General features: G+C 71.6%; 16 protein-coding genes. 5 read left to right on the forward strand and 11 right to left on the reverse strand.

The features are described 5' to 3' along the window. Positions 1–14 precede the first annotated feature (14 nt). On the reverse strand, positions 15–2759 hold the full coding sequence (locus tag BJ969_RS18060) for an AAA domain-containing protein (protein WP_184480233.1): 2745 nt from the start codon (positions 2757–2759) through the stop codon (positions 15–17). A gap of 378 nt (positions 2760–3137) precedes the next feature. Between BJ969_RS18060 and BJ969_RS18065 the strand changes: the two genes are divergently transcribed. After that, entirely contained in the window at positions 3138–3851 is a 714-nt protein-coding gene (locus BJ969_RS18065; RefSeq protein ID WP_184480236.1) for a haloacid dehalogenase type II, read from the forward strand. Positions 3852–3992: 141 nt separating this feature from the next. Here BJ969_RS18065 and BJ969_RS30635 read toward each other — a convergent pair whose 3' ends face one another. Beyond that, positions 3993–4637 carry a nitroreductase family protein gene (locus BJ969_RS30635; RefSeq protein ID WP_184480239.1) on the reverse strand — a complete coding sequence of 215 codons (645 nt, stop codon included), beginning with the start codon at positions 4635–4637 and terminating at the stop codon, positions 3993–3995. Here BJ969_RS30635 and BJ969_RS18075 point away from each other — a divergent pair. From BJ969_RS18075 to BJ969_RS18090, 4 genes are read left to right on the forward strand one after another with little or no spacing between them, the layout of a single operon-like run. After that, entirely contained in the window at positions 4575–5297 is a 723-nt protein-coding gene (locus BJ969_RS18075) for a GntR family transcriptional regulator (RefSeq protein ID WP_343071470.1), read from the forward strand. The genes BJ969_RS30635 and BJ969_RS18075 overlap by 63 nt on opposite strands. After that, positions 5294–6310 carry an ADP-ribosylglycohydrolase family protein gene (locus tag BJ969_RS18080; RefSeq protein WP_343071471.1) on the forward strand — a complete coding sequence of 339 codons (1017 nt, stop codon included), beginning with the start codon at positions 5294–5296 and terminating at the stop codon, positions 6308–6310. The genes BJ969_RS18075 and BJ969_RS18080 overlap by 4 nt, the downstream gene beginning before the upstream one ends. A gap of 5 nt (positions 6311–6315) precedes the next feature. Then, on the forward strand, positions 6316–7791 hold the full coding sequence (locus BJ969_RS18085) for a purine-cytosine permease family protein (RefSeq protein ID WP_343071472.1): 1476 nt from the start codon (positions 6316–6318) through the stop codon (positions 7789–7791). Beyond that, a complete protein-coding gene (locus BJ969_RS18090; RefSeq protein WP_184480245.1) occupies positions 7788–8738 on the forward strand; it encodes a PfkB family carbohydrate kinase in 951 nt (316 codons plus the stop codon). The genes BJ969_RS18085 and BJ969_RS18090 overlap by 4 nt, the downstream gene beginning before the upstream one ends. On the opposite strand, the gene BJ969_RS18095 is transcribed toward BJ969_RS18090, so the two are convergent. The 9 genes from BJ969_RS18095 to BJ969_RS18135 all read right to left on the reverse strand — a co-directional run bounded on the left by BJ969_RS18095 (position 8735) and on the right by BJ969_RS18135 (position 19321). Then, entirely contained in the window at positions 8735–10246 is a 1512-nt protein-coding gene (locus tag BJ969_RS18095; protein WP_184480248.1) for a hydrogenase large subunit, read from the reverse strand. The genes BJ969_RS18090 and BJ969_RS18095 overlap by 4 nt on opposite strands. Next, on the reverse strand, positions 10243–11718 hold the full coding sequence (locus BJ969_RS18100) for a proton-conducting transporter transmembrane domain-containing protein (RefSeq protein WP_184480250.1): 1476 nt from the start codon (positions 11716–11718) through the stop codon (positions 10243–10245). The genes BJ969_RS18095 and BJ969_RS18100 overlap by 4 nt, the downstream gene beginning before the upstream one ends. Then, a complete protein-coding gene (locus tag BJ969_RS18105; RefSeq protein ID WP_184480253.1) occupies positions 11718–12380 on the reverse strand; it encodes a hypothetical protein in 663 nt (220 codons plus the stop codon). Before BJ969_RS18105 ends, BJ969_RS18100 begins: the two co-directional genes overlap by 1 nt. Positions 12381–12428: 48 nt before the next feature. After that, positions 12429–13385, reverse strand: coding sequence for a respiratory chain complex I subunit 1 family protein (locus BJ969_RS18110; RefSeq protein WP_184480256.1), 957 nt, complete (start codon positions 13383–13385; stop codon positions 12429–12431). After that, positions 13382–15400, reverse strand: a complete 2019-nt coding sequence (locus tag BJ969_RS18115; protein ID WP_184480259.1) for a proton-conducting transporter transmembrane domain-containing protein — start codon at positions 15398–15400, stop codon at positions 13382–13384. The genes BJ969_RS18110 and BJ969_RS18115 overlap by 4 nt, the downstream gene beginning before the upstream one ends. After that, on the reverse strand, positions 15397–15879 hold the full coding sequence (locus tag BJ969_RS18120) for an NADH-quinone oxidoreductase subunit B family protein (protein WP_343071473.1): 483 nt from the start codon (positions 15877–15879) through the stop codon (positions 15397–15399). Before BJ969_RS18120 ends, BJ969_RS18115 begins: the two co-directional genes overlap by 4 nt. Before the next feature lie 79 nt (positions 15880–15958). Further along, positions 15959–16303 carry an ArsR/SmtB family transcription factor gene (locus BJ969_RS18125; RefSeq protein WP_184480261.1) on the reverse strand — a complete coding sequence of 115 codons (345 nt, stop codon included), beginning with the start codon at positions 16301–16303 and terminating at the stop codon, positions 15959–15961. Positions 16304–16549: 246 nt separating this feature from the next. Continuing rightward, a complete protein-coding gene (locus tag BJ969_RS18130) occupies positions 16550–17581 on the reverse strand; it encodes a 2-dehydropantoate 2-reductase (protein WP_221315869.1) in 1032 nt (343 codons plus the stop codon). Between the two features lie 39 nt (positions 17582–17620). Continuing rightward, positions 17621–19321 (reverse strand): FAD-binding dehydrogenase, encoded by a 1701-nt coding sequence (locus tag BJ969_RS18135; protein ID WP_343071474.1) that lies wholly within the window; start codon positions 19319–19321, stop codon positions 17621–17623. Positions 19322–19343 lie beyond the last annotated feature (22 nt).

A 19343-nucleotide genomic window follows, 5' to 3' on the forward strand; every position in this document is an offset into this window, starting at 1 on the left:
CGCGGCCGATCGGCTCAGCTGATCGGCCGCGCCCAGTGGGCTTCGGCGTCGTCCAGCGCCTGCCGGATCCGCTGCTGCTCCCCGCTTCCGGTGGTCGGCAACCGCAGCAGCGGCATGTCGTGGAAGCGGAAGACCTGGTTCTTCAGCTCGTCCCGGCGCAGCTGTTCCGGCTTGTTCTCGTGGAAGGCGAAACCGTCGACCTCGATCGCCAGCAGCGGCCGGTTCGTCACGCGGTTGTAGACGACGAAGTCGACCGACGCCCGATGCCCGACGTACTTCGCCTGCTCCGGGGTGAGCACGCTGAGATCCGGGAACAGGTTCTGCACCAGCACTTGCGCCACGACCGTCAGGTGCTGGTAGCGCTCTTCGGCGAGGATGTCGTGCAGCACGGTCCACGCGATGTCCTCGGACTTGTAGGCCCGCTCGTTGCGCAGTCGCCCGGCCAAGGACCGCAGCCGTTGCGAATACCGCTGGTAGAGCAGGTCGAAGATCGAGACCACCGCGCTGTCGACGACGTCCTCGTCGAGATCGTGGTAGCGGATGTGCCCGACCAGGTCCCGGATGTGGCGGCTGGTCGGCATCATGTCGTTGTTCGTCACCAGGATGAAGCGCTCGATCGCCCGGGACACCGCCACGTTGATCAGGTGCGGATCGTCCGCGAACGGCAGACCGCTGCGACCGGGCCAGCTCTCGTCGAGGACGGTTGTCATCACGACGACCTTCTTCTGCCTGCCTTGGAACTTGTGCACGGTGTCGGAGGCGATCTGGTCGAGCAGGTCGCGAACCTTGTCCGCCTGGAGCCGGTAGGGCGTGGTGACGCCGATGTCGGCCGGATCGACTTCCGCGCAGTGAGCGGGAATCACCTCGGCTCGGATGACCTCCAGCTCGCGCCGGTTCGAACGTCCCCCGGTCCGGTGCCGGCGCATGTGGTTGCCCTCGACTGTGCGCACGACGATCATCGGGCGGCCGTCGCCACCGGACGTGTAAGGGATGAGCTCGTCGTCGTAGAACTTCTTGTTGCAGAACCCGATGATGGCCGGGTCGCACCGGTAGTGCTCGCGCAGGAGTTCCCTCGGGAGTTCGTCGCCGTGCACCTCCCGCAGCGATTCGAGGATGCTCTTCCTGCAGTCGTAGGCGGGGCTCGGTGCCACGTGGTCGGCCGCGGAAGCGATCGGGATGGGCGGCAGCTGCCGAGAATCTCCCACCACGACGAGATGGCGGCAGCACGCCAACGCCAGTCCGGCCACGAGCGGGTCGACCTGGGACGCCTCATCGATGATCAGGTAGTCGAGAAGGAAACCGCTCGCGATGCTGGAGCTCAACGAATGGCAGGTGCTTAGCAGGACCGGGTAGTCCTCGATGAATCGGCGGAACTCCTTGCCCCGCCGGTACTGGTCACCGTCGTGCACCGTGCGCGCCAGTCCGCGGTACCGCTCGCCCAGGTGCGCGTGCAGCGCCTGCACCGACAAGTCCCGATGTTCCTGCGCCAGCCGGTCGAAGTCCGCTCGTCGCAACTCGTCGTCGAGCCGGGCGATCTCCTCGTCCAGCTCGGCGATCCGCTTGGCGTAGTAGGCGCGCTGCAACCGGAGGACCACCTCGGTGTCCTCCGGGTCGAGGCCGCGCACCGAGCCGTACCGGAAGTACTTCCGAATCCGCCGGAACAGCCCTGGACGCGCGCCATTGCGCTCCAGCTCGCTCTCGGCCAGGTAGTCGAGGATTCGGCCGGACGAGCGGCGAAGCAGCGGGAGACCGGCGAGGTCCGGAATCTCGTCGCCGTGCAGATGCCGTTCGAAGTGCTCCCGCTCCAAGCGGTGCGCCGCGATCTCGTGCCGTCGCTCGGCCCGGGTCCGTTCGCCGGATTGCAGCCGACGCAGCCGCCGATCCACGTCGGCCAGCCGCCGCGGATCCGGCGGGGGCGGGGTCTCCGCGGCGAACGCGGCGACCTGAGCGTTGCGCGTGGCCTGGTCGGCGAAGAACGCCTTGCGCTTCTCCATCTTGCCGAGACTCGCGAGCACGTGCCCGAAACCCAGTTCTTCGAGCTTCTCCCGCACGTTGTCGACGGCCGAGTTGGTGTGCGACACGATGCCGACGGTCTCGTCCCGCACCGTGATGTTGGCGATCAGGTTCAGGATGGTCTCGGTCTTGCCGGTCCCCGGCGGCCCTTCGATGACCGAGGCGGAACAGGTGAGTGCGTTCTCGACCGCCTGGCGCTGGCTCAGGTTGCACCGGAACGGGAAGATCGGGACACCGGCCGGTTCCCGACGCTCGATCGGCCTGCCGGCCAGGTACGCCCCCAGCGCGCTCTCCGGGTCGACGAAGCTCAACCTGCGGTACGGCCGCACCAGCGGATCATCGTCGGGAAGCCCGGCCACCACGGCCCGCCAATAGCGGAACACGTCGGCCGCCGCCCCGGTTGCGGTTGCGGAGGTGAGGACGCGCACCTGGAAAGCCGGATAAGCGCGGTGCTTGACCCCCTCACCGCTTCGGTAGAAGACCCTGGACCACCCGCCCTCGGGTCCCGCGAACGTGGCGACCTCGATGGCGCTGTCCCAGACCGTGCCGCACACCTCGGCCCGGAGGTCCCCGCTGAGCGTGGTGTGTTGCGGATCGCGGAGAACACGCACCCGGTTCGCCCCGTACGGATAGCGCTTGCCACCGTTGAACATGATGCCCACGCGGCCGTCCGGCAGCGGCTCGACTCCGGCGATGTCGGCCGTCCGATCCTGGAACCGCCCGGTCGACTGATCCGAGATCAGCACTGCTTCACCGCGCGGATCCACCACTCGCGCCCCTCCGCCGATCGATCTTCACCTCGGCCATGCTGGCCGCCGGGGCCGGGCGCCCGAAAGCTTTAACGCCCGTTCGGGGCAATCCGGGAGCCCCCGTTCCGCCGAGATGCCGCACACGTGCGATTCGAGTTCGCCTGCGGCTCCGCCGGCGATCGCCGCGATCAAGGAGATCCGGCGCGTCCGACGTCGAATCCGGCCAGCACCTGCTGCGCGGCGGGACGCTCCCGCGCTACCAGGCGGTGCTCGCGTCCGAGGACGCCGCGGAAGGCCCTCGCGCGTTCGCCGAAAAGCGCCCACCCTCGTGGCAAGGGCGGTGACGCCCCGGAACCGCATGGAAGGGGCAAGGGCATGCTCGACGAGGTGCGCGTGGTGGCGTTCGACGTCTTCGGCACCGCCGTGGACTGGCACACCGGGATCACCACGGAGGTCGGCGAGGTCTTCGCGCACCGCGAGGTCGACCTCGACCCGGCGGCGTTCGCCGATTCCTGGCGCGAGCGCTACCTGCCGTCGATGGCGCGGGTCAACGACGGCGAACGCGAGTGGGCCTACCTCGACGCGCTGCACCGCGAATCGCTCGACGCCCTGCTCACCGAGCACGGGGTGGCCGACGTCGTGGACGAGGCCGACCGGGTCCGGCTGGTGCGTGCCTGGCACCGGCTGCCCGCGTGGCCGGACAGCGAACAGCTGCTGACCAGGTTGCGGCGCCGGTACACCGTGGTGGCGCTGTCCAACGGCGGATTCGGGCTGCTGGTCGAACTCGCCAAGACCGCGGGCCTGCCCTTCGACGCGATCGTGTCCGCCGAACTCGCGCGCAGCTACAAGCCCGCCGCCGGTCCGTACCTGACCACCGCGCGGCTGCTCGACGTCGCGCCGCACGAAGTGCTGCTGGTCGCCGCGCACGGCTGGGACCTCGACGGGGCGCGCGCCGCCGGACTGCGCACCGCCTTCCTGGAACGCCCCGCGGAGAAGGGCCCGCACCGCGAGGCGGACCGCGCAGCCGACACCACCTGCGACCTCGCCGCCACCTCCGCCGCTGACCTGGCCACCCGGTTGGGCTGCTGACGCCGCGCGGCACGTCTGCGACGGGGCCGCGGGGCTCGCCGTCGACCGGCTCGGTACGGCTCCGGGGACGTGCCGGGCCCACGCCGGTTCGACGGCGCCCGCGTCGGCGGTGCGGTCACCGGCGACGGCGACCGCGCGGGCTCACCAGAGGGGCGTGTCGTGCAGGACCACGCTCGCCTGCAGCGGAACCCGGCCGACCTCGAGGCTGCGCACCGGCGAGTCCGGCCTGGCCGTGCCGAACGAGATCCCGAACAGCAGTTTGAGCTCGTCCGGCACGCCCAGCGCCTCGCGCACGGTATCGGCGTACAGGCCGTGCACGGCCTGGGGAATGCCGTGGAAACCTCGCCCGCGCAGCGACAGCAGGAAGTTCTGCGCGTACATCCCGACGTCGCTCGCGGCGCGCACTCCGCCGCCGAGCCGCGGCATGAACAGGAACGCGACGTGCGGGGCACCGTAGAAACTCAAGTTGTCGCGCACGACCTCGTTCCGGCGTTCGCGGTCGGACCGCGCGATGCCCAGGACTCCGTACAGCGTCGCGCCGTGGTGCTGCGAACGCGCCGAGTGGACGCCGTCGCCGTAGGTATCGGTGAAAGTCGGGGCGTACGCCGCTCCTCGTCGTGCGCCGCGAGCAGCGCGCCCGTCCGTCGCGGAAGGGTGGAATCGCGACGCCGTCCTTGCCTTCGAGAACGATACTGGTGTACATGTACCAACATGTATAGACAGGTGTCTCCGGGGAAGCGGCAGCAGATCGTCGACACCCTGACGCGGCGCATCCGCGACGGCCACTACCGGCCCGGCGACAAGCTGGACGGGGAGCTGCGGCTGGCCGAGGAGTTCGACGTGTCCCGGGGCACCGTGCGGCAGGCGCTCAGCGAGCTCCAGCACCAGCGCCTCATCGTCACGGAGACCGGGCGCGGCTCGTTCGTCATCTTCGACGGGCACCAGCTGAGCCAGGAACGCGGCTGGGCGCAATCCCTCGCGGGCACCGGCAGCACCGTCGCCGTCGCCGTCCTCGGCATCGAGCGCGTGCAGCGCTCCGAGATCCCGCTGCTGCCCGAGGACGTCCGGCTGGAGCAGGGCATCGCGGTCCGCCGCGTCCGGCTGCTGCGCTCCGGCAAGGACACCGTCGAGCCGATCTCCTTCGAATGCGCCACCCTCCCCGCCGAGGGACGCCTCGCGGAACTGCCGGAGACCGGCCTGATCCAGGGCTCGATCTCGCAGACCCTCGTGCAGGCCGGGTACCTGTCGACGCGCGGCACGCAGAGCGCGGACGTGCACGCGCTGGACGAGCGGGAGGCCGAGATCCTGGGCCACGACGCGGGAACCGCCTTCCTGCGCACCGCCCGCACCTCCTTCACCGACGACGGCCGGTTCGCCGAGCACGTCGTGTCGCTGCTCGACCCGCGGCACTTCACGCTCGCGTCGAACTTCGGGGAAGAACGGTGACCGCCGCGGATCCCGCGTTCGACCGCGCGCACGGCGCCCTGGTGGGCCTCGCCATCGGCGACGCCCTGGGCATGCCGACGCAGTCCATGCCGCGGGAGCTGGTCCGCGAGCGCTACGGCCGGATCGACGACTTCGCCGACGGCGCCGCCGATCAGCCGATCGCCCCCGGGATGCCCGCCGCCTCCGTCACCGATGACACCGACCAGGCGATGATCGTCGCGCGCCTGGTCGCCGACGGCGCCGGGAGCATCGATCCGCACGCCTTCGCCGCGGAGCTCATCGCCTGGGAGCAGGTGATGATCGAGCGCGGCTCGCTGGACCTGCTCGGCCCGTCCACCAAGGCGGCCCTGGCGAAGCTGCAGGCGGGCGCCTCCATCGAGGACACCGGCCGCTACGGGACCACGAACGGCGCCGCGATGCGCATCGCCCCGGTCGGAATCGCCCACGCCCGCGACGGCCGCCTGATCGACGCGGTCGTCGAGGCCAGCCGCGTCACGCACAACACCGGCCTGGGGATCTCCGCGGCCTGCGCCATCGCCGCCGCCGTCTCGGCCGGCATCGACGGGGCCGACACCGCGGGAGCGCTCAAGGCCGCCACCACCGCGGCGCGCGACGGCGAGGCTCGCGGGCACTGGGTGGCAGGCGGCTCCGTCGCGGAACGGCTGGACGCGTTCAGCCCGCACGCGCACCGCCTCGGCGACGAGGACTTCGAGTCGTTCCTCTACGACGTCGTCGGCACCTCGGTGCAGTCGCAGGAGTCCGTGGTGGCCGCGCTCCTGCTCGTCGAGCGCGGCGCCGAGTCCCCGTTCGACGCGCTGTGCACCGCGGCGTCCCTCGGCGGCGACACCGACACCGTCGCCGCCATGGCCGGGGCCGTTCTCGGTGCCGTGCACGGAATCCGCGCCTTCCCGGAGGCGGCGGTGCGCCGGGTGCTCGACGTCAACGACCTCGACCCGGCACCACTCGCGCGGCGGCTCCTCGCCGTGCGGCGATCGTCAACGAAGATGAGGTGACCCCCGTGTCCGAGACCCCGACCGGATCTCCGGCGGCGAGTCCGGTGGAGCCCCCGCGCGCCGGTGCGCTCGGCGCGGTGGAGCAGCGCGGCATCGAACCCGTTCCCGTCCCCGAACGCCGCGGGAACCCGCTGGAGCTGTTCTGGGTGTGGTTCGCCGCGAACATCTCCGTGGTCGGCATGCCGCTCGGCGTCAGCCTCGTCGCGCTCGGCCTGTCCGCGTGGCAGGCGGTCGTCGTGGCGATCATCGGCTCGTTCGGCTCGTTCGCCGTGGTCGGCCTGATCTCCATCGCCGGTCGTCGCGGCGGGGCGCCGAGCCTCACCCTCTCCCGCGCCGTGTTCGGCACCCGGGGCAACGCCGGGCCGACCGCGGTCGCACTCGTGTCGCGGCTCGGCTGGGAGACCGTGAACACCTCGACGGCCGCGCTCGCGATCGTCACCAGCGTGTCGCTGCTCGCGGGCACCGGCGGCGACGCGAAGTCCGCGCCATTGGTCGCCGTCGCGGGCGTGGCGCTGTTCGTCGGTTTCACCGTCGCCGTGTCCGGGATGGGCCACGCCGTGATCCTGGTCGTGCAGAAGTGGTCCACCTGGATCTTCGGCGCGGCGAACCTGCTGATCCTGGCGTACCTGGTCGTCAACATCGACTGGGCGGAGGTGGGACGCGCGCCGAGCGGTGGCCTCGCCGCGGTGCTGACCGGGATCGGCACCATCGTCGCGGGCACCGGCATCGGCTGGGCGAACTCCGGTGCGGACATGGCCCGCTACCAGGCCCCGACGGTGCGCGCGCTGCCGCTGGTGATGTCCGCGTCGGCCGGTGCGGGCATCCCGCTGGTGATCATGATCAGCATGGGCTCGGTGCTCGGCGCGTCCGACGCGGCCATCGCCTCGTCCTCGAATCCGCTCGACGCCATCCGGGCCACGCTGCCTCTCGGGGTCGCCGTCGGCTACCTGGTGATCTCGTTCATCGGCCTGCTGCTGTCGAACCACCTGTCGGTGTACTCGGCGGGCCTGACCACGCTCACCCTCGGCCTGCGGGTCAAGCGGGTGTGGGCGGTGATCGTCGACGTCGTGGTCACGACGATCGGGTCGCTGCTGTTCCTGCTCGTCGCCGACGGGTTCTACGGTCCGTTCACCACGTTCATCTCGCTGCTGGCGGTGCCGATCTCCGCCTGGGTCGGGATCTTCCTGGTCGACCTGATCCGCCGCCGCCACTACGACCCCGAGGGCCTGCTCGACCTCACCAGCAGGGGCGCCTACTACTACACCGGCGGGGTGCGCTGGTCCGCCCTCGGACCGTGGCTGGCCGCCATCGTCTTCGCGGCCCTGTTCATGCAGGTCACCCCCGGCGATGTTCCGTGGTACACGGGACCGCTGCACGACACGTGGATCGGCGTGAACGGCATGGCGTGGATCGCGGCGGCCGTCGTCGGCGGGGCGCTCTACGCCGTGTTCGGCCTCCGGTCCGCGGCGGGTGACGAATGAGCACCGGCCGCGTCATCCACACCGGGCAGGCCGTCGTCGACCTCGTCCTGCGCGTGCCCGCGGTCCCCGCTGCAGGCGGTGACGTGTTCGCCTCCGGGCACGAATTCCTCGCCGGGGGCGGTGTGAACGTCATGCTCGCCGCCGCGCGCGACGGTGCTCGCGTGGTGTACGCGGGCGGCCACGGGACCGGCCCGTTCGGGGACGTGGTGCGCGCGGCGCTCGCGGCCGAGGACGTGGAGCTCACCGGCCCGGCCGATCCGGGCATCGACACCGGGTTCAGCGTCGCCCTCGTCGACGACGACGCGGAGCGGACGTTCGTGTCCACCGCCGGAGCCGAAGGCGCGGTGGACGTGGCCCGGCTGCGCGGCACCGACCCGGGCGAGGGCGACGTGGTCTACGCGTCGGGCTACTCCCTCGTGCACGACGCCAACCGCGCGGCGCTGCTGGAGTGGCTGCCGACGGTCCCGGCCGGGTGCACCGTCGTCGTGGACCCCGCCCCCGTGATCGGTGACGTCGACCTCGACGCGGTGCGCGTCCTGCTGGACCGCGCCGACGTGTGGACCACGAACGAGCAGGAAGCGCTGATCCTGTTGCGGCGCCTGGGATCGGAGGCGGACGGCGCGGACGCGGCGACGGCGCTCGCCACCGCCACCGGCCGCACCGTGGTGCTGCGCGCCGGATCGCGCGGCGCCCTGCTCGCCCGCCCCGGCCAGGACGTGGTGAACTGCCCCGCCCCCGAGGTCGAGGCCGTGGACACCAACGGCGCGGGCGATGCCCACGCCGGCGTGATGTGCGCGCGACTGGCCGCCGGGGAGGACCTCCCCGCCGCGGTCCGGCGGGCGAGCGTCGCGGCGGCCATCGCCGTCACCCGCTCCGGCCCCGCCACGGCGCCCACCACCGCCGAGATCGACACCGCGCTGCGGGACGGGACGACTCGCCGGAGCTAGAGGTCGTTGCCGGCGTAGGAGAGGTTGAAGCTCTTGTTGGTCAACGGGAAGTCCGGCACGATCGTGTCGCTCAGCGCGACGGGCAGAGCGGGCCAGTTGAGGAAGCTGGGGTCCACGACCTTGACCCGCGCCAGGGTGCCGTCGGCGGCGAGTTCCACTCGGTGCACGATCGTGCCGCGCCAGCCTTCGACGATGCCCACTCCGGAACCGGCGGCGTCCGCGGTGGCTTCGGGGGTACCGGAGGTCGTGCGCCCGTCGAGCTCACCGACCAGGCGCGTGATCAGCTCGATGGAGTGAGCGATTTCCTCGGTACGCACGGTGAAACGGGCCAGGACGTCGCCGTCGGTGCGGCTGTGGGAGGGCCGCTCCCCCGGTTCCGGGAGCGCCGGGTGGTCGTGCCGGGCGTCGACGGCCACGCCGCTGGCGCGGGCGACGTAGCCCAGCGTCCCGAGGTCGACGGCCTGCTCCCGGGTGAGGACCGCGGTACCGGAGAAGCGGTCGCGCACGACGCTGTGGCCGAGCGCTAGCGCGGCGAGCTCCGCTACGTCGTCGCCGATGGCGGCGAGCGCGCCGGTGTCGGGCAGCCGCCGGACCGCCGCCCCGCCGAGGTGGACGCCACCGCGCAGCAGGCGGTGGCCGCGAACCTCGTCGTTGATCCGCAGCAGCCGTTCGCGGATGCGCCCGGCGTGGGCGTTGAGCACGCCGTGCCCCGCGTCGTTGCACAGCGCGCCGAGGTCGGTGACGTGGTTGTAGAGGCGTTCCAGCTCCAGCAGGATCGCGCGGAGCCGCTGAGCATCCACCGGGACATGGAGCGACCGGGCGTCTTCGACGGCCTGGCAGTACGCGAGGGCGTGCCCGACGGCCGTGTCGCCGCTGATCCGCTCGGCGAGTTCGAAGCCGTCCTCGGGCCTGCGCCCGTGGAACAGCTTCTCAAGTCCTTTGTGGACGAACCAGAGACGGGCTCTGAGGTTGAGGATGGTCTCGCCCACGACGGAGAAGCGGAAGTGCCCCGGCTCGATCATGCCCGCGTGCACGGGCCCCACCGGAATCTCGTAGACGCCGGGACCCTCCACCGTGCGGAACGGGTAAGGCCCCTCCACGTCGCCGAACTCCGGGGGCGCTCCGGCACCGTCCAGCATGGGGTACCAGCCCTGCGGCCAGTGGAAGTGCCGGACCAATCGGCGCGGCAGCGGATGGTCGTCGGGCACGATCCCGAACAGGTCGCGCATCTCGCGTTCGAACCGACCGGCGGGGAACGACATCCCGGCCAGGCTCGGCACGTGCGGGTGGTCGCGATCGAGCGGGACGTGCAGCTCTACGCGGCGGTCGGTGTCGGCCAGGGTGAACAGGTAGACGGCCCGCAACGCGTCGCCGTCGTCGTGCCCGGCGATCAGCGCGGTCCGGAATCCGGCGTCCAGCAGCGCGCCCGCCTGTTCGGGCACCTCGTCCGGCCGGATCGTGCGCGCGGTGCGCCGATGACCGGGCGTGTGGTCTTCAGGTGTGGTCATGGCGTTCCCACGAGGTCGGCGGCAAGGGACAACAGCGGGGTCAGCGGTCCGGCCGTGACCCCGAGCGCAGCGCAGGCCACCAGGCCGACGACCAGCACCGCGGTGGCGAAGGCAGGGGCTCGCCGAGGAGCCGTGGCGGCGCCCGGCCCTTCGGGAGCGGCGCCGAGCACCATGCGGCCGGTGTGCGTCACCAACGCCGCGGCGATCACCAGGACGAGGACGAGAGCAGCGGCTACCGCCCAGCCCAGCCCGGCGGTGAACCCCGCTCGGGCGATGCCGAGCTCGCTGGCGAACAGGCTGAACGGGGGCAATCCGATGAGGGCGAGGACGCCGAATCCGAAGCAGCCGGCCAAGACCGGTTCGCGCTCGGCCAGGCCGCGCACCTGGTCGATGCGGCTGGTTCCGGTGACCTGCAGGATGCGCCCGGCGCCGAGGAACAGCACGCCCTTCGCCAATCCGTGGCCGAGGACGTGCAGCAGGACGGCGGCGATCGCGGCGCGTCCACCGACCGCGGTGCCCAGGGCCAGCAGGCCCATGTGCTCGATGCTGGAGTAGGCCAGCATCCGCTTGTAGTCGCGTTGGGCCAGCAGCAGTGACGCCGCGAGCACCAGCGACATCACGGCGATCACCACGAGCAGCAGTTGCGCGAATCCGGTTCCCAGCGCGGCATCGGCGATGACCTTCACCCGCAGGATCGCGTAGAAGGCCACCGACAGCAGCACTCCCGACATCAACGCCGACACGGGCGCCGGTGCTTGGCTGTGCGCATCGGGCAGCCAAGCGTGCAACGGCGCCAACCCCGCCTTGGTGCCGAACCCGACGATGAGGAGCACGACTGCGATGCGCGTGACGTCCGGATCGAGGCCGTGGGCGACGGCGGTCAGCTCCGCCCAGTCCAGACCGGCTCCGGGCGCCGCGTGCTGCGCGGCGTAGTTGAGCAGGAACGTGCCCAGCAACGCCAACGCGATGCCCGTCGAGCAGATCACCACGTACTTCCACGCCGCCTCCACGGCGGAACGGGTCCGCCGCTGTCCCACCAGGAACGCGGTCACGACGGTGGTGGCTTCGACGGCGACCCACAGCACGCCCAGGTTCGCGGCCAGCACCGCCAGCGACATGGCCGCCAGGAACAACTGGACCAGCAGGCAATGTCGCGCGGCGGTCCGGGCGCCGGCCCGCCCGGCGGCGATCTCGGTGCGCAGGTGGCCAGGTGTCGCCGCCGTGGCCAGGAGGGCGACCGCTCCGATCACGACCAGCATGAACGCGCTCAGCGCGTCCACCCGCACCGAGCCCGCCAACGCGGTGCGCGGGCCGTGGCGGACGACCTCGACGGCGATCGTGACGGCGGCGCAGAGCACGAGGGCGGCGCTCGCGGCGCTCACCCCGGCGGTGGCGCGACGCCATCCGGCCGACGCGTAGATCACGGCGCCGAGGACGGGAACGGCGATGGGAGCCAGGAGGAGGGGCGTCATCAGTCGCGCAGCTCCCTCAGTTCGTCGAGGTCGGTGTCGCCGAAGGTGTCCCTCATGCGCGTCGTCAGGATCTGCAGCACCAGCACGACCATCAGCACGTCCAGGGACACCCCCAGTTCCACGGCCGGTCCCGCACCGGAGGTGGTGAGGAAGCCGACCGCGGTGATGCCGTTGTCCATCAGCAGGAACCCGACCAGCTGGGACAGCGCGCGCCGCCGGGTGACCAGGACGAAGAAGCCGATCAGCACCACGGTCATGCCGACCGGGACGGCCTGCGTCGCCGCCGACGGAGCCAACGCCACCAGGGGTCGCGAGATCGCGTGGCCCAGTAGCGCCAGCACCGCGGCGGCGAGCAGCGAAGACGCCACGTTGACCAACGGCCGGACGTCCCGCCGCTGCTCACCGGCTGCCGCCAGCGCCCGTCGAAGCAGAGCGGGCAGCACTCCCGCGCGGAGCACGAGGAGTCCCACCGCGACGACCCCCAGCTCGACCGACCCGTCCCGCACGGCAAGGACCGCGACGAGAGCCGCCAGCGCCGCTCCTTGCAGCGCGAAGACGCGGATGATGACGGTCAGCTCCCGCCGCCACAGCACGAGCACCGACGTGATCAGCAGCAGTCCGCACGCCAGGTCCAGCAGCTGGACGTAGAGGTCGTGGCTCATCGCGATCTCGGGTGGTCGGTCGTCATGGTGCTTCTCCTCGGATGCTTGTCAGTGCGGCTGTGCCAGGAAGAAGGACGCGGCGACGGCCAGCAGCGCGAGCAGGAACGAACCGGCCAGCAACTCGGGCACCCGGAACAGGCGCAGCTTGGCCGCGAACACCTCGCCCACCGCGAGCAGGCCGCCGAGCAGCGCCACCTTGGCGACGAAGGCCGCGACCCCGACGAGCAGGGCGAGCGGCGCGGCGCTGGTCGCGATGCCCCACGGGACGAACAGGTTCGCCAGCAGCCCGAGGAACACGGTCAGCCGCATCGCCGAGGCCCACTCGACCAGGGCGAGGTCCCGGCCCGCGAACTCCAGGGTCATCGCCTCGTGCACCATCGTCAGTTCCAGGTGCGTGGACGGGTTGTCCACCGGGAGCCGGCCCGTCTCGGCGATGATCACCACACCCAGCGCGACCGCGGCCAGCAGGCTGACCGGGGAGATCACGCGCGCCGGGTCGTGCAAGGCGGAGGTGACGATCGCCCCCAGATCCGTGGATCCGACCCGCACCGACAACGCGAAGATCGACACCAGCAGCGTCGGCTCGACGAGGGCGATGATGGTCATCTCTCGGCTGGCGCCCATGCCGCCGAACGCGGTGCCGGTGTCCAGCCCGGCCAGCGCCAGCGCGACGGTGCCCAGCGCGAGCAGCGCGACCACCGCGAACAGGTCGGCCACCGGACTCACGGCCGACGCCGTCGTCACGAACGGAGCCACCAGCGCGACCACCGCCGTCGTGGACACCAGCAGCAACGGCGCGACGCGGAACACCTCGCCGGTGCCGTGCGGTGCGATCGATTCCTTGCGCAGCAGCTTGCGCAGGTCTCGCCACGGCTGGCCGATCCCGGCCCCGGCACGACCTTCGAGGCGTGCCCGGACCTGGCGCATCATCCCGATCAGGAGCGGTGCTCCCCCGATCACGAGCAGGCACTGGAGAATCCCGCCGATCACGCCCAGCGCGTTCATCGGATCACCACCAGCAGGATCAACAACCCGCACACGGTGTAGAAGCCGTAGCCGAGGTAGCGGTGCATGCTGCCGTTGGCCAGACCCCGGGCGGTTTCGCCCCAGGCCGCGAACAACTTCAGGACGGGCTCGTAAACGCGGCGTTCGAGGCGATCGGGCACCCGCTGGCGGTATTCGACGGCGTGCACCAGGTAGCTCGATTCCCGGTGGTGGGTCACGTCGATGTCCTGTTCCGGTTGCACCACGTCGTCGAAGACCCGTTGCAGCGGCTCGGCGAACGACGTCGCCGTGTACTCCGTGCGGGCGGGCAAGGGTCCCGCACCGCAGTCCCACGACCGCGCGGCGCGCGGGGCTCGTCGTGCCGCGATCAGCCGCACCCCCGCGAAGAAGACGGCGGCGACCGCCAGCAGTGCTGCGATGAGCAGCAACGGCGAAAGCGCACCCGCGACCCCGTTCAACCGCAACGTGATCACGCCGCTCACGGCGGGTTGCGCGCGACCCGAGATCGCGGTGCTCACGGACGCGATGGCGGGCAGCACCGCGCTCGGCAACAGCGCGAGCACGACGCAGGCCGCACCCGCCAATCCCATCCCGGCCAGCATGCCGGGCGGGCTTTCCACCGCCTCCGCGGCAGCGCTGCTGCGCGGCCGGGCCAGGAACCCCACGCCGAAGGCCTTCACGAAGGTGGCCACCGCCAGCCCGGCGGTCAGCGCCACCGCGGCGACCGCCACCGGCATCACGATCGCCGTGGCCCCGCCCGAAGCGGGCAGCCCGTGGATCAGGGCCTGCAGCAACAGCCACTCGCTGACGAACGCGGTCCCGGGCGGCAACGCCGAGGCCGCCAGCGCTCCGAGTCCGAAGCACCACGTGGTCACCGGCATGCCCGTCCGGAGCCCGCCCAGCTCGTCGAGATCGCGGCTGCCGGTGGCGCGCAGCACCGACCCGGCGGCGAGGAACAGCAACGTCTTGAAGGCGGCGTGGTTGATCACGTGCAGCAGAGCCGCGGCCAGGGCCACGCCCGCCAGCACCCGATCTCCCCCGGAGGCGAAGAGCCCGGCCGCTCCGAGCCCGATCAGCACGAGTCCCATGTTCTCGGTGGTCGAATTCCCCAGCAGGCGCTTGAGATCGGCGCTCATGGCTGCCTGCAAGATCCCGTAGACCGCGGACAGCGCGCCCAGCCCGAGCACCAGCAGCCACCACCAGGCAGGCCCGCCGCCGAGCAGGTCGAAACCGACCCGGGCGATGCCGTAGATCCCGAGGTTGACCATCGCCGCCGACATCAGCGCCGACACGTGGCTCGGAGCTTCGGGATGCGCCCGCGGCAGCCAGGCGTGCAGCGGCAGGACTCCGGCCTTGGACGTGAACCCGGCCAAGGTCAGCACGAACACGACGCCTGCTGCGGTCGGCGTCAGCGTCGCCGCGGCGGCTCGCAGGGCCGGGAACGAATCATCGGCGGCGTGCCCCGCCGCCACGAGCAGCCCGATCATGATCGCGACCGCGCCGAGGTGCGTCATCACGGCGTACCAGCGCCCCGCCACCACCACGGTGTCGCGACGCCGGTGCTCGGCGAGCACCAGCACGAGCGACGTCAGCGCCATCAGTTCCCAGCACACCAAGAACGTGCCGACGCTGTCCGCCGTCGGCACCAGCAGCATCGCCAGCACGAACAACGGCGTCATCGCTTGAACGCACCTGCCGTCGAGCCCGTGGCGGGCGTACCCGATGCCGTACACCGCCACCGCGATCGCCACGCCCCCGGTCACCGCCAGGAACAGGCCGCTCAACTCGTCCACCGCGAACGACGCGCCGAACAGCGGCAACAGCGCCGGGAACTCCACCGAGCACGACTGCCCGGCCAAGGCGCCGGCCCCCGCGACCGCACCGCCCGCCCCGACGACGGCCGTCCCCACCCCGACCGGGACGGGACGCATCCGCCGCGGGAACGTCAAGGCCAGCAACGCACTGAGCAGCCCGGCGGCCACGGCCGCACCGAGGCCCGCTTCGACGAGGTTCATCGACCGGTCAACTTCCGCAGGCCCTCGACGATCTGCTCCGGGCGAGGCGGGCAACCCGCGATCTCCACGTCGACGGGCACCACGTCCCGCACGGCGCCTTCGACCCCGTACGCCTCGGCGAACGCGCCGCAATTGCGGGCGCAGTCGCCGACGGCCACCACGAACTTCGGTTCCGGCAGCGCTTCGAAGGTCCGCCGCAACGGTTCGGCCATGTTCCGCGTCACCGGGCCGGTCACCAGCACCGCATCAGCGTGCCGCGGCGAGGCCACCAGCCGGGCACCGTAGCGTTCGGCGTCGTGCACCGGACCGAACGCGGAGCCGATCTCGACTTCGCAGCCGTTGCACGATCCCGCGTCCACGTGCCGGATCTGCACCGACCCGCCTAATTCCGCCGCGAGCGCGGGCTCGTCGCCCGGCTTCGGCGGCGCGGGTTCGGCCACCCGCCCCGTCCTGCGGATCTTGCGCCACAAATTCAGCACAGGGTGCTCCCAATTCCCCTTGGAGCGCGGCGGTCACCCCGCCGACCGGCAGGGCCGGATCTCGGCAGGCGACCGCGGTTCACGCGCTCGCGGACTCGTCGGGCTTGCGCAGGTCGTCGAGCAGTTCGGCCTGCCCGGACAGCACTTTGGTCAGGATCGTCCGCGCCACCGCCATCAGCTCCGCCACGTGCGGGCTGGTCAGCGAGTAGTAGACGGCGGAACCCTCCTTGCGGGTGGTGACGAGCCCGGCCCGGCGCAGCACGGCGAGCTGCTGCGAGAGGTTCGCCGACTCGATCCCGACCTCCGGGAGCATTTCGGAGACGGCGTGCTCGCGTTCGCTCAGCAGCTCCAGCACCCGAATCCGCGCAGGATGCCCCAGCGTTTTGAAGAACTCGGCCTTCAGCTGATACAGCGGCGTGCTCATCCATCTCCCTCCGCGGAACCCGCGACGCGTTCCCCGCCACCAGCGCGCGTCGTGCTCCGGCTCGTACCGGGGAACAAGATGTCAGCAATTGCAAACTTTAGCAACTATTAGATCAGTGAAGGGCGTCGCGAAGGCTCGTCCGGAACGGATGGCGTCGTGCGCGTCGAGCTGGGTGGTGATCGAATCCGCCGTGATCCAGTTCGCGCGGCGCTGCCTACGGCACTCCCCCGCCTCGATCGGGCCTTGTCACCGGCAGGCCGCGCGGAGGTCCGCCAGGAGTTCCGGGCCGGTCCAGGTGTCGCGGCGGTCCGGTGGTGTCTTCTCCGCTCGCTTGACCAGTTCCACGACTCGGGCCGAGGCCGGCGCGGGCAGCGAGTGGCGGGTGGCCATGGCGACGACTTCGCCCTGCAGCATGTCGATCTCGGTGACCCGCCCGCGTTGCAGATCTTCCCACGTGGAGGAGCGGGCGTGCGGGTCGATGGCCAGGATGCGGCGGGCCACGCGGCGGAACACCGCGTCGGGAAACCGCAGCAGCCGTGGGATGAGCGCGGGCGGGATCGGCATGAGCTTGGCCGGTTCGACGCCCTCCGCGCGGAAGGCGGCGAGGGCTTCGCGTTGGCACAGCGCGAGGCAGGCGCGGAAGGAGCGCTGTTCGAGCTGGGTGCGCAGCGGGAGCCCGGACAGTGCGTTGAGCGCGTTGTTGAGGTTCATCAGCAACTTCGCGTGCTGCACGCCGCGCATGTCGGCGTGCGGCTGCACGGCGAGGTCCGCCTCGGCCAGGGTGGCGATGAGGGGCCGGGCCGCCGGGACGTCGTCCAGCATCAGCGCGCCCTCGCTGCCCTGGTGGAAGTGTCCGGGCCGGGTCTGCACGACGTTGTAGGGCACCATCCCGGCCAGCACGGTGTGCTCGGGCAGCTCGGCGCGCAGCAGCTCCGCGTTGTGCAGCCCGTTCTGGAGGCTGCACACCACGGTCCGCTCGTCGAGGTGCGGGGCGAGGTCGCGGGCGGCGGTGACCGTGTCCGCGGATTTGACGGTGATGAGCACGATGTCCGCTCCGGCGACGGCGTCCGGCCCGGTGGCGGTCCGTAGCGCGGACGCGGGGACGTACCGGGGCGGGCGGCTGCCACCGGTCACCGACACCCCGTCGTCCTGCACGACGGCCATGGCCTTGGCACGGCCGATCAGCGTGACGTCGGCGACCGGCGCGAGCCGGCCGCCGAGGTAGCCGCCGATGCTGCCTGCGCCGAACACCGCGATGCGCGGAAGCGCCTGGGACACGGGAGGATTCCGCCTTTCGTGGTCGTGCCGGCAGGGAGGTCAGGCGACCGCGTCGGCCGCGGCGCGGCCCGCGTTGCGCCCGGAGAACAGGCAGCCGCCGAGGAACGTGCCCTCCAGCGCGTTGTAGCCGTGCACACCGCCGCCGCCGAACCCGGCGGCCTCCCCGACCGCGTACAGCCCGTCGATGGGACGCCCGTCGGAGCCGAGGGCGCGGGAGTCGAGATCGGTCTGGATGCCGCCGAGCGTCTTGCGGGTCAGCACGTGCAGCTTGACGCCGATCAGCGGGCCGGCGGCGGGGTCCAGGATTCGGTGCGGCGCGACGGTGCGGCTGAGCCGGTCGCCGAGGAAGCGGCGCGAATTGCGGATGCCCTGCACCTGCGAGTCCTTGCTGTAGGGGTTGGCGATCTGCAGGTCGCGGGCCTCGATCTGGCCGCGCAGCGACGCGGCGTCCAGCAGCGGCCGGTCGGTCAGGCCGTTCATCTTCGCCACGAGCTCGTCCAGGCCGGTCGCGACGACGAAGTCCGCGCCGCGGTTCTTGAACGCCTCCACCGGCCCGGTCGCGCCCTTGGACAGGATGCGTTCCCGCAGGACCGCTTTGCGGTCGCCGCTGGTGAGGTCGGGGTTCTGCTCGGAGCCCGACAGGGCGAACTCCTTCTCGATGATCTTCTCGGTGAGGATGAACCAGGAGTGGTCGTGGTCGGCGATGTCCTCGGTGGTGCGCAGGTGCTTGAGCGTGCCGAGCGTGTCGTAGCCGGGCAGGCACGGGTCGGGCAGGCGGCGGCCGAGCGCGTCGAACCACATCGAGGACGGCCCGGGCAGGATCCGGATGCCGTGACCGGGCCACACGGGGTTCCAGTTCTGGATTCCTTCGGTGTAGTGCCACATCCGGTCGCGGTTGACCAGCCGCACCCCGGCGGCGTCGCTGATCTGGAGCAGCCGCCCGTCGACGTACTCGGGAACGCCGGTGACCATGTTCTTCGGTGCGGTGCCGAGCCGCTTCGGCCAGTGCGCGCGCACCAGGTCGTGGTTGGCACCGATGCCGCCACCGGCGAGCACGACGGCCTGCGCGGTCAGCTCGAAGGAACCGGCCGCGTCCCGGTTGGACGCCACTCCGCGCGGCGAGGAGTCCTCGGCCAGCACGGTTCCGCGCACTCCCGTCGCCGCCCCGTCCTGGATGACGAGCTCGTCGACCTGGTGGCGGTGGTGGAAGGTGAGCAGCCCTTCGTCGGCGGCCCGCTGGGCGCTGCGCACGAACGGCCCCACCACTCCGGTGCCCGTGCCCCAGGCGACGTGGAAGCGCGGGACGGAGTTGCCGTGCCCGTCGGCGCGCAGGTCACCGCGTTCGGCCCACCCGACCATCGGGGTGAACTTGATCCCGTGCGCGTCGAGCCAGGACCGCTTCTCCCCCGCGGCGAAGTCCACGTAGGCGCGCGCCCAGCGCACCGCCCACGAGTCCTCGTCCTCCAAGCGGTCGAACTGCGCGCTGCCCTGCCAGTCGTTCCACGCGAGTTCGGCGGAGTCCTTGACGCCGAGGCGCCGCTGCTCGGGCGTGTCCACCAGGAACAGGCCGCCGAACGACCAGTACGCCTGACCGCCGAGGTTGGCCGCGCTCTCCTGGTCGACCAGCGCCACCTTCCGCCCGCGAGCGGTCAGCTCGTGCGCCGCGACCAGCCCCGACAGGCCTCCTCCGACCACGATCACGTCCGCGTCCACCACTGCCACCGCCCGTTCGTCGCTCACCGTTGCGCGGACCCCAGCTTGC

This window comes from Saccharopolyspora gloriosae (assembly GCF_014203325.1).
GTDB classification, from domain to species: domain Bacteria; phylum Actinomycetota; class Actinomycetes; order Mycobacteriales; family Pseudonocardiaceae; genus Saccharopolyspora_C; species Saccharopolyspora_C gloriosae.

Bases quoted from the DNA above. Each gene is read 5' to 3' on its own strand.
- BJ969_RS18065 (WP_184480236.1), top strand. From the start codon at position 3,138: ATGCTCGACGAGGTGCGCGTGGTGGCGTTCGACGTCTTCGGCACCGCC.
- BJ969_RS18090 (WP_184480245.1), top strand. From the start codon at position 7,788: ATGAGCACCGGCCGCGTCATCCACACCGGGCAGGCCGTCGTCGACCTC.
- BJ969_RS18095 (WP_184480248.1), bottom strand. From the start codon at position 10,246: ATGACCACACCTGAAGACCACACGCCCGGTCATCGGCGCACCGCGCGC.
- BJ969_RS18100 (WP_184480250.1), bottom strand. From the start codon at position 11,718: ATGACGCCCCTCCTCCTGGCTCCCATCGCCGTTCCCGTCCTCGGCGCC.
- BJ969_RS18105 (WP_184480253.1), bottom strand. From the start codon at position 12,380: ATGAGCCACGACCTCTACGTCCAGCTGCTGGACCTGGCGTGCGGACTG.
- BJ969_RS18110 (WP_184480256.1), bottom strand. From the start codon at position 13,385: ATGAACGCGCTGGGCGTGATCGGCGGGATTCTCCAGTGCCTGCTCGTG.
- BJ969_RS18115 (WP_184480259.1), bottom strand. From the start codon at position 15,400: ATGAACCTCGTCGAAGCGGGCCTCGGTGCGGCCGTGGCCGCCGGGCTG.
- BJ969_RS18125 (WP_184480261.1), bottom strand. From the start codon at position 16,303: ATGAGCACGCCGCTGTATCAGCTGAAGGCCGAGTTCTTCAAAACGCTG.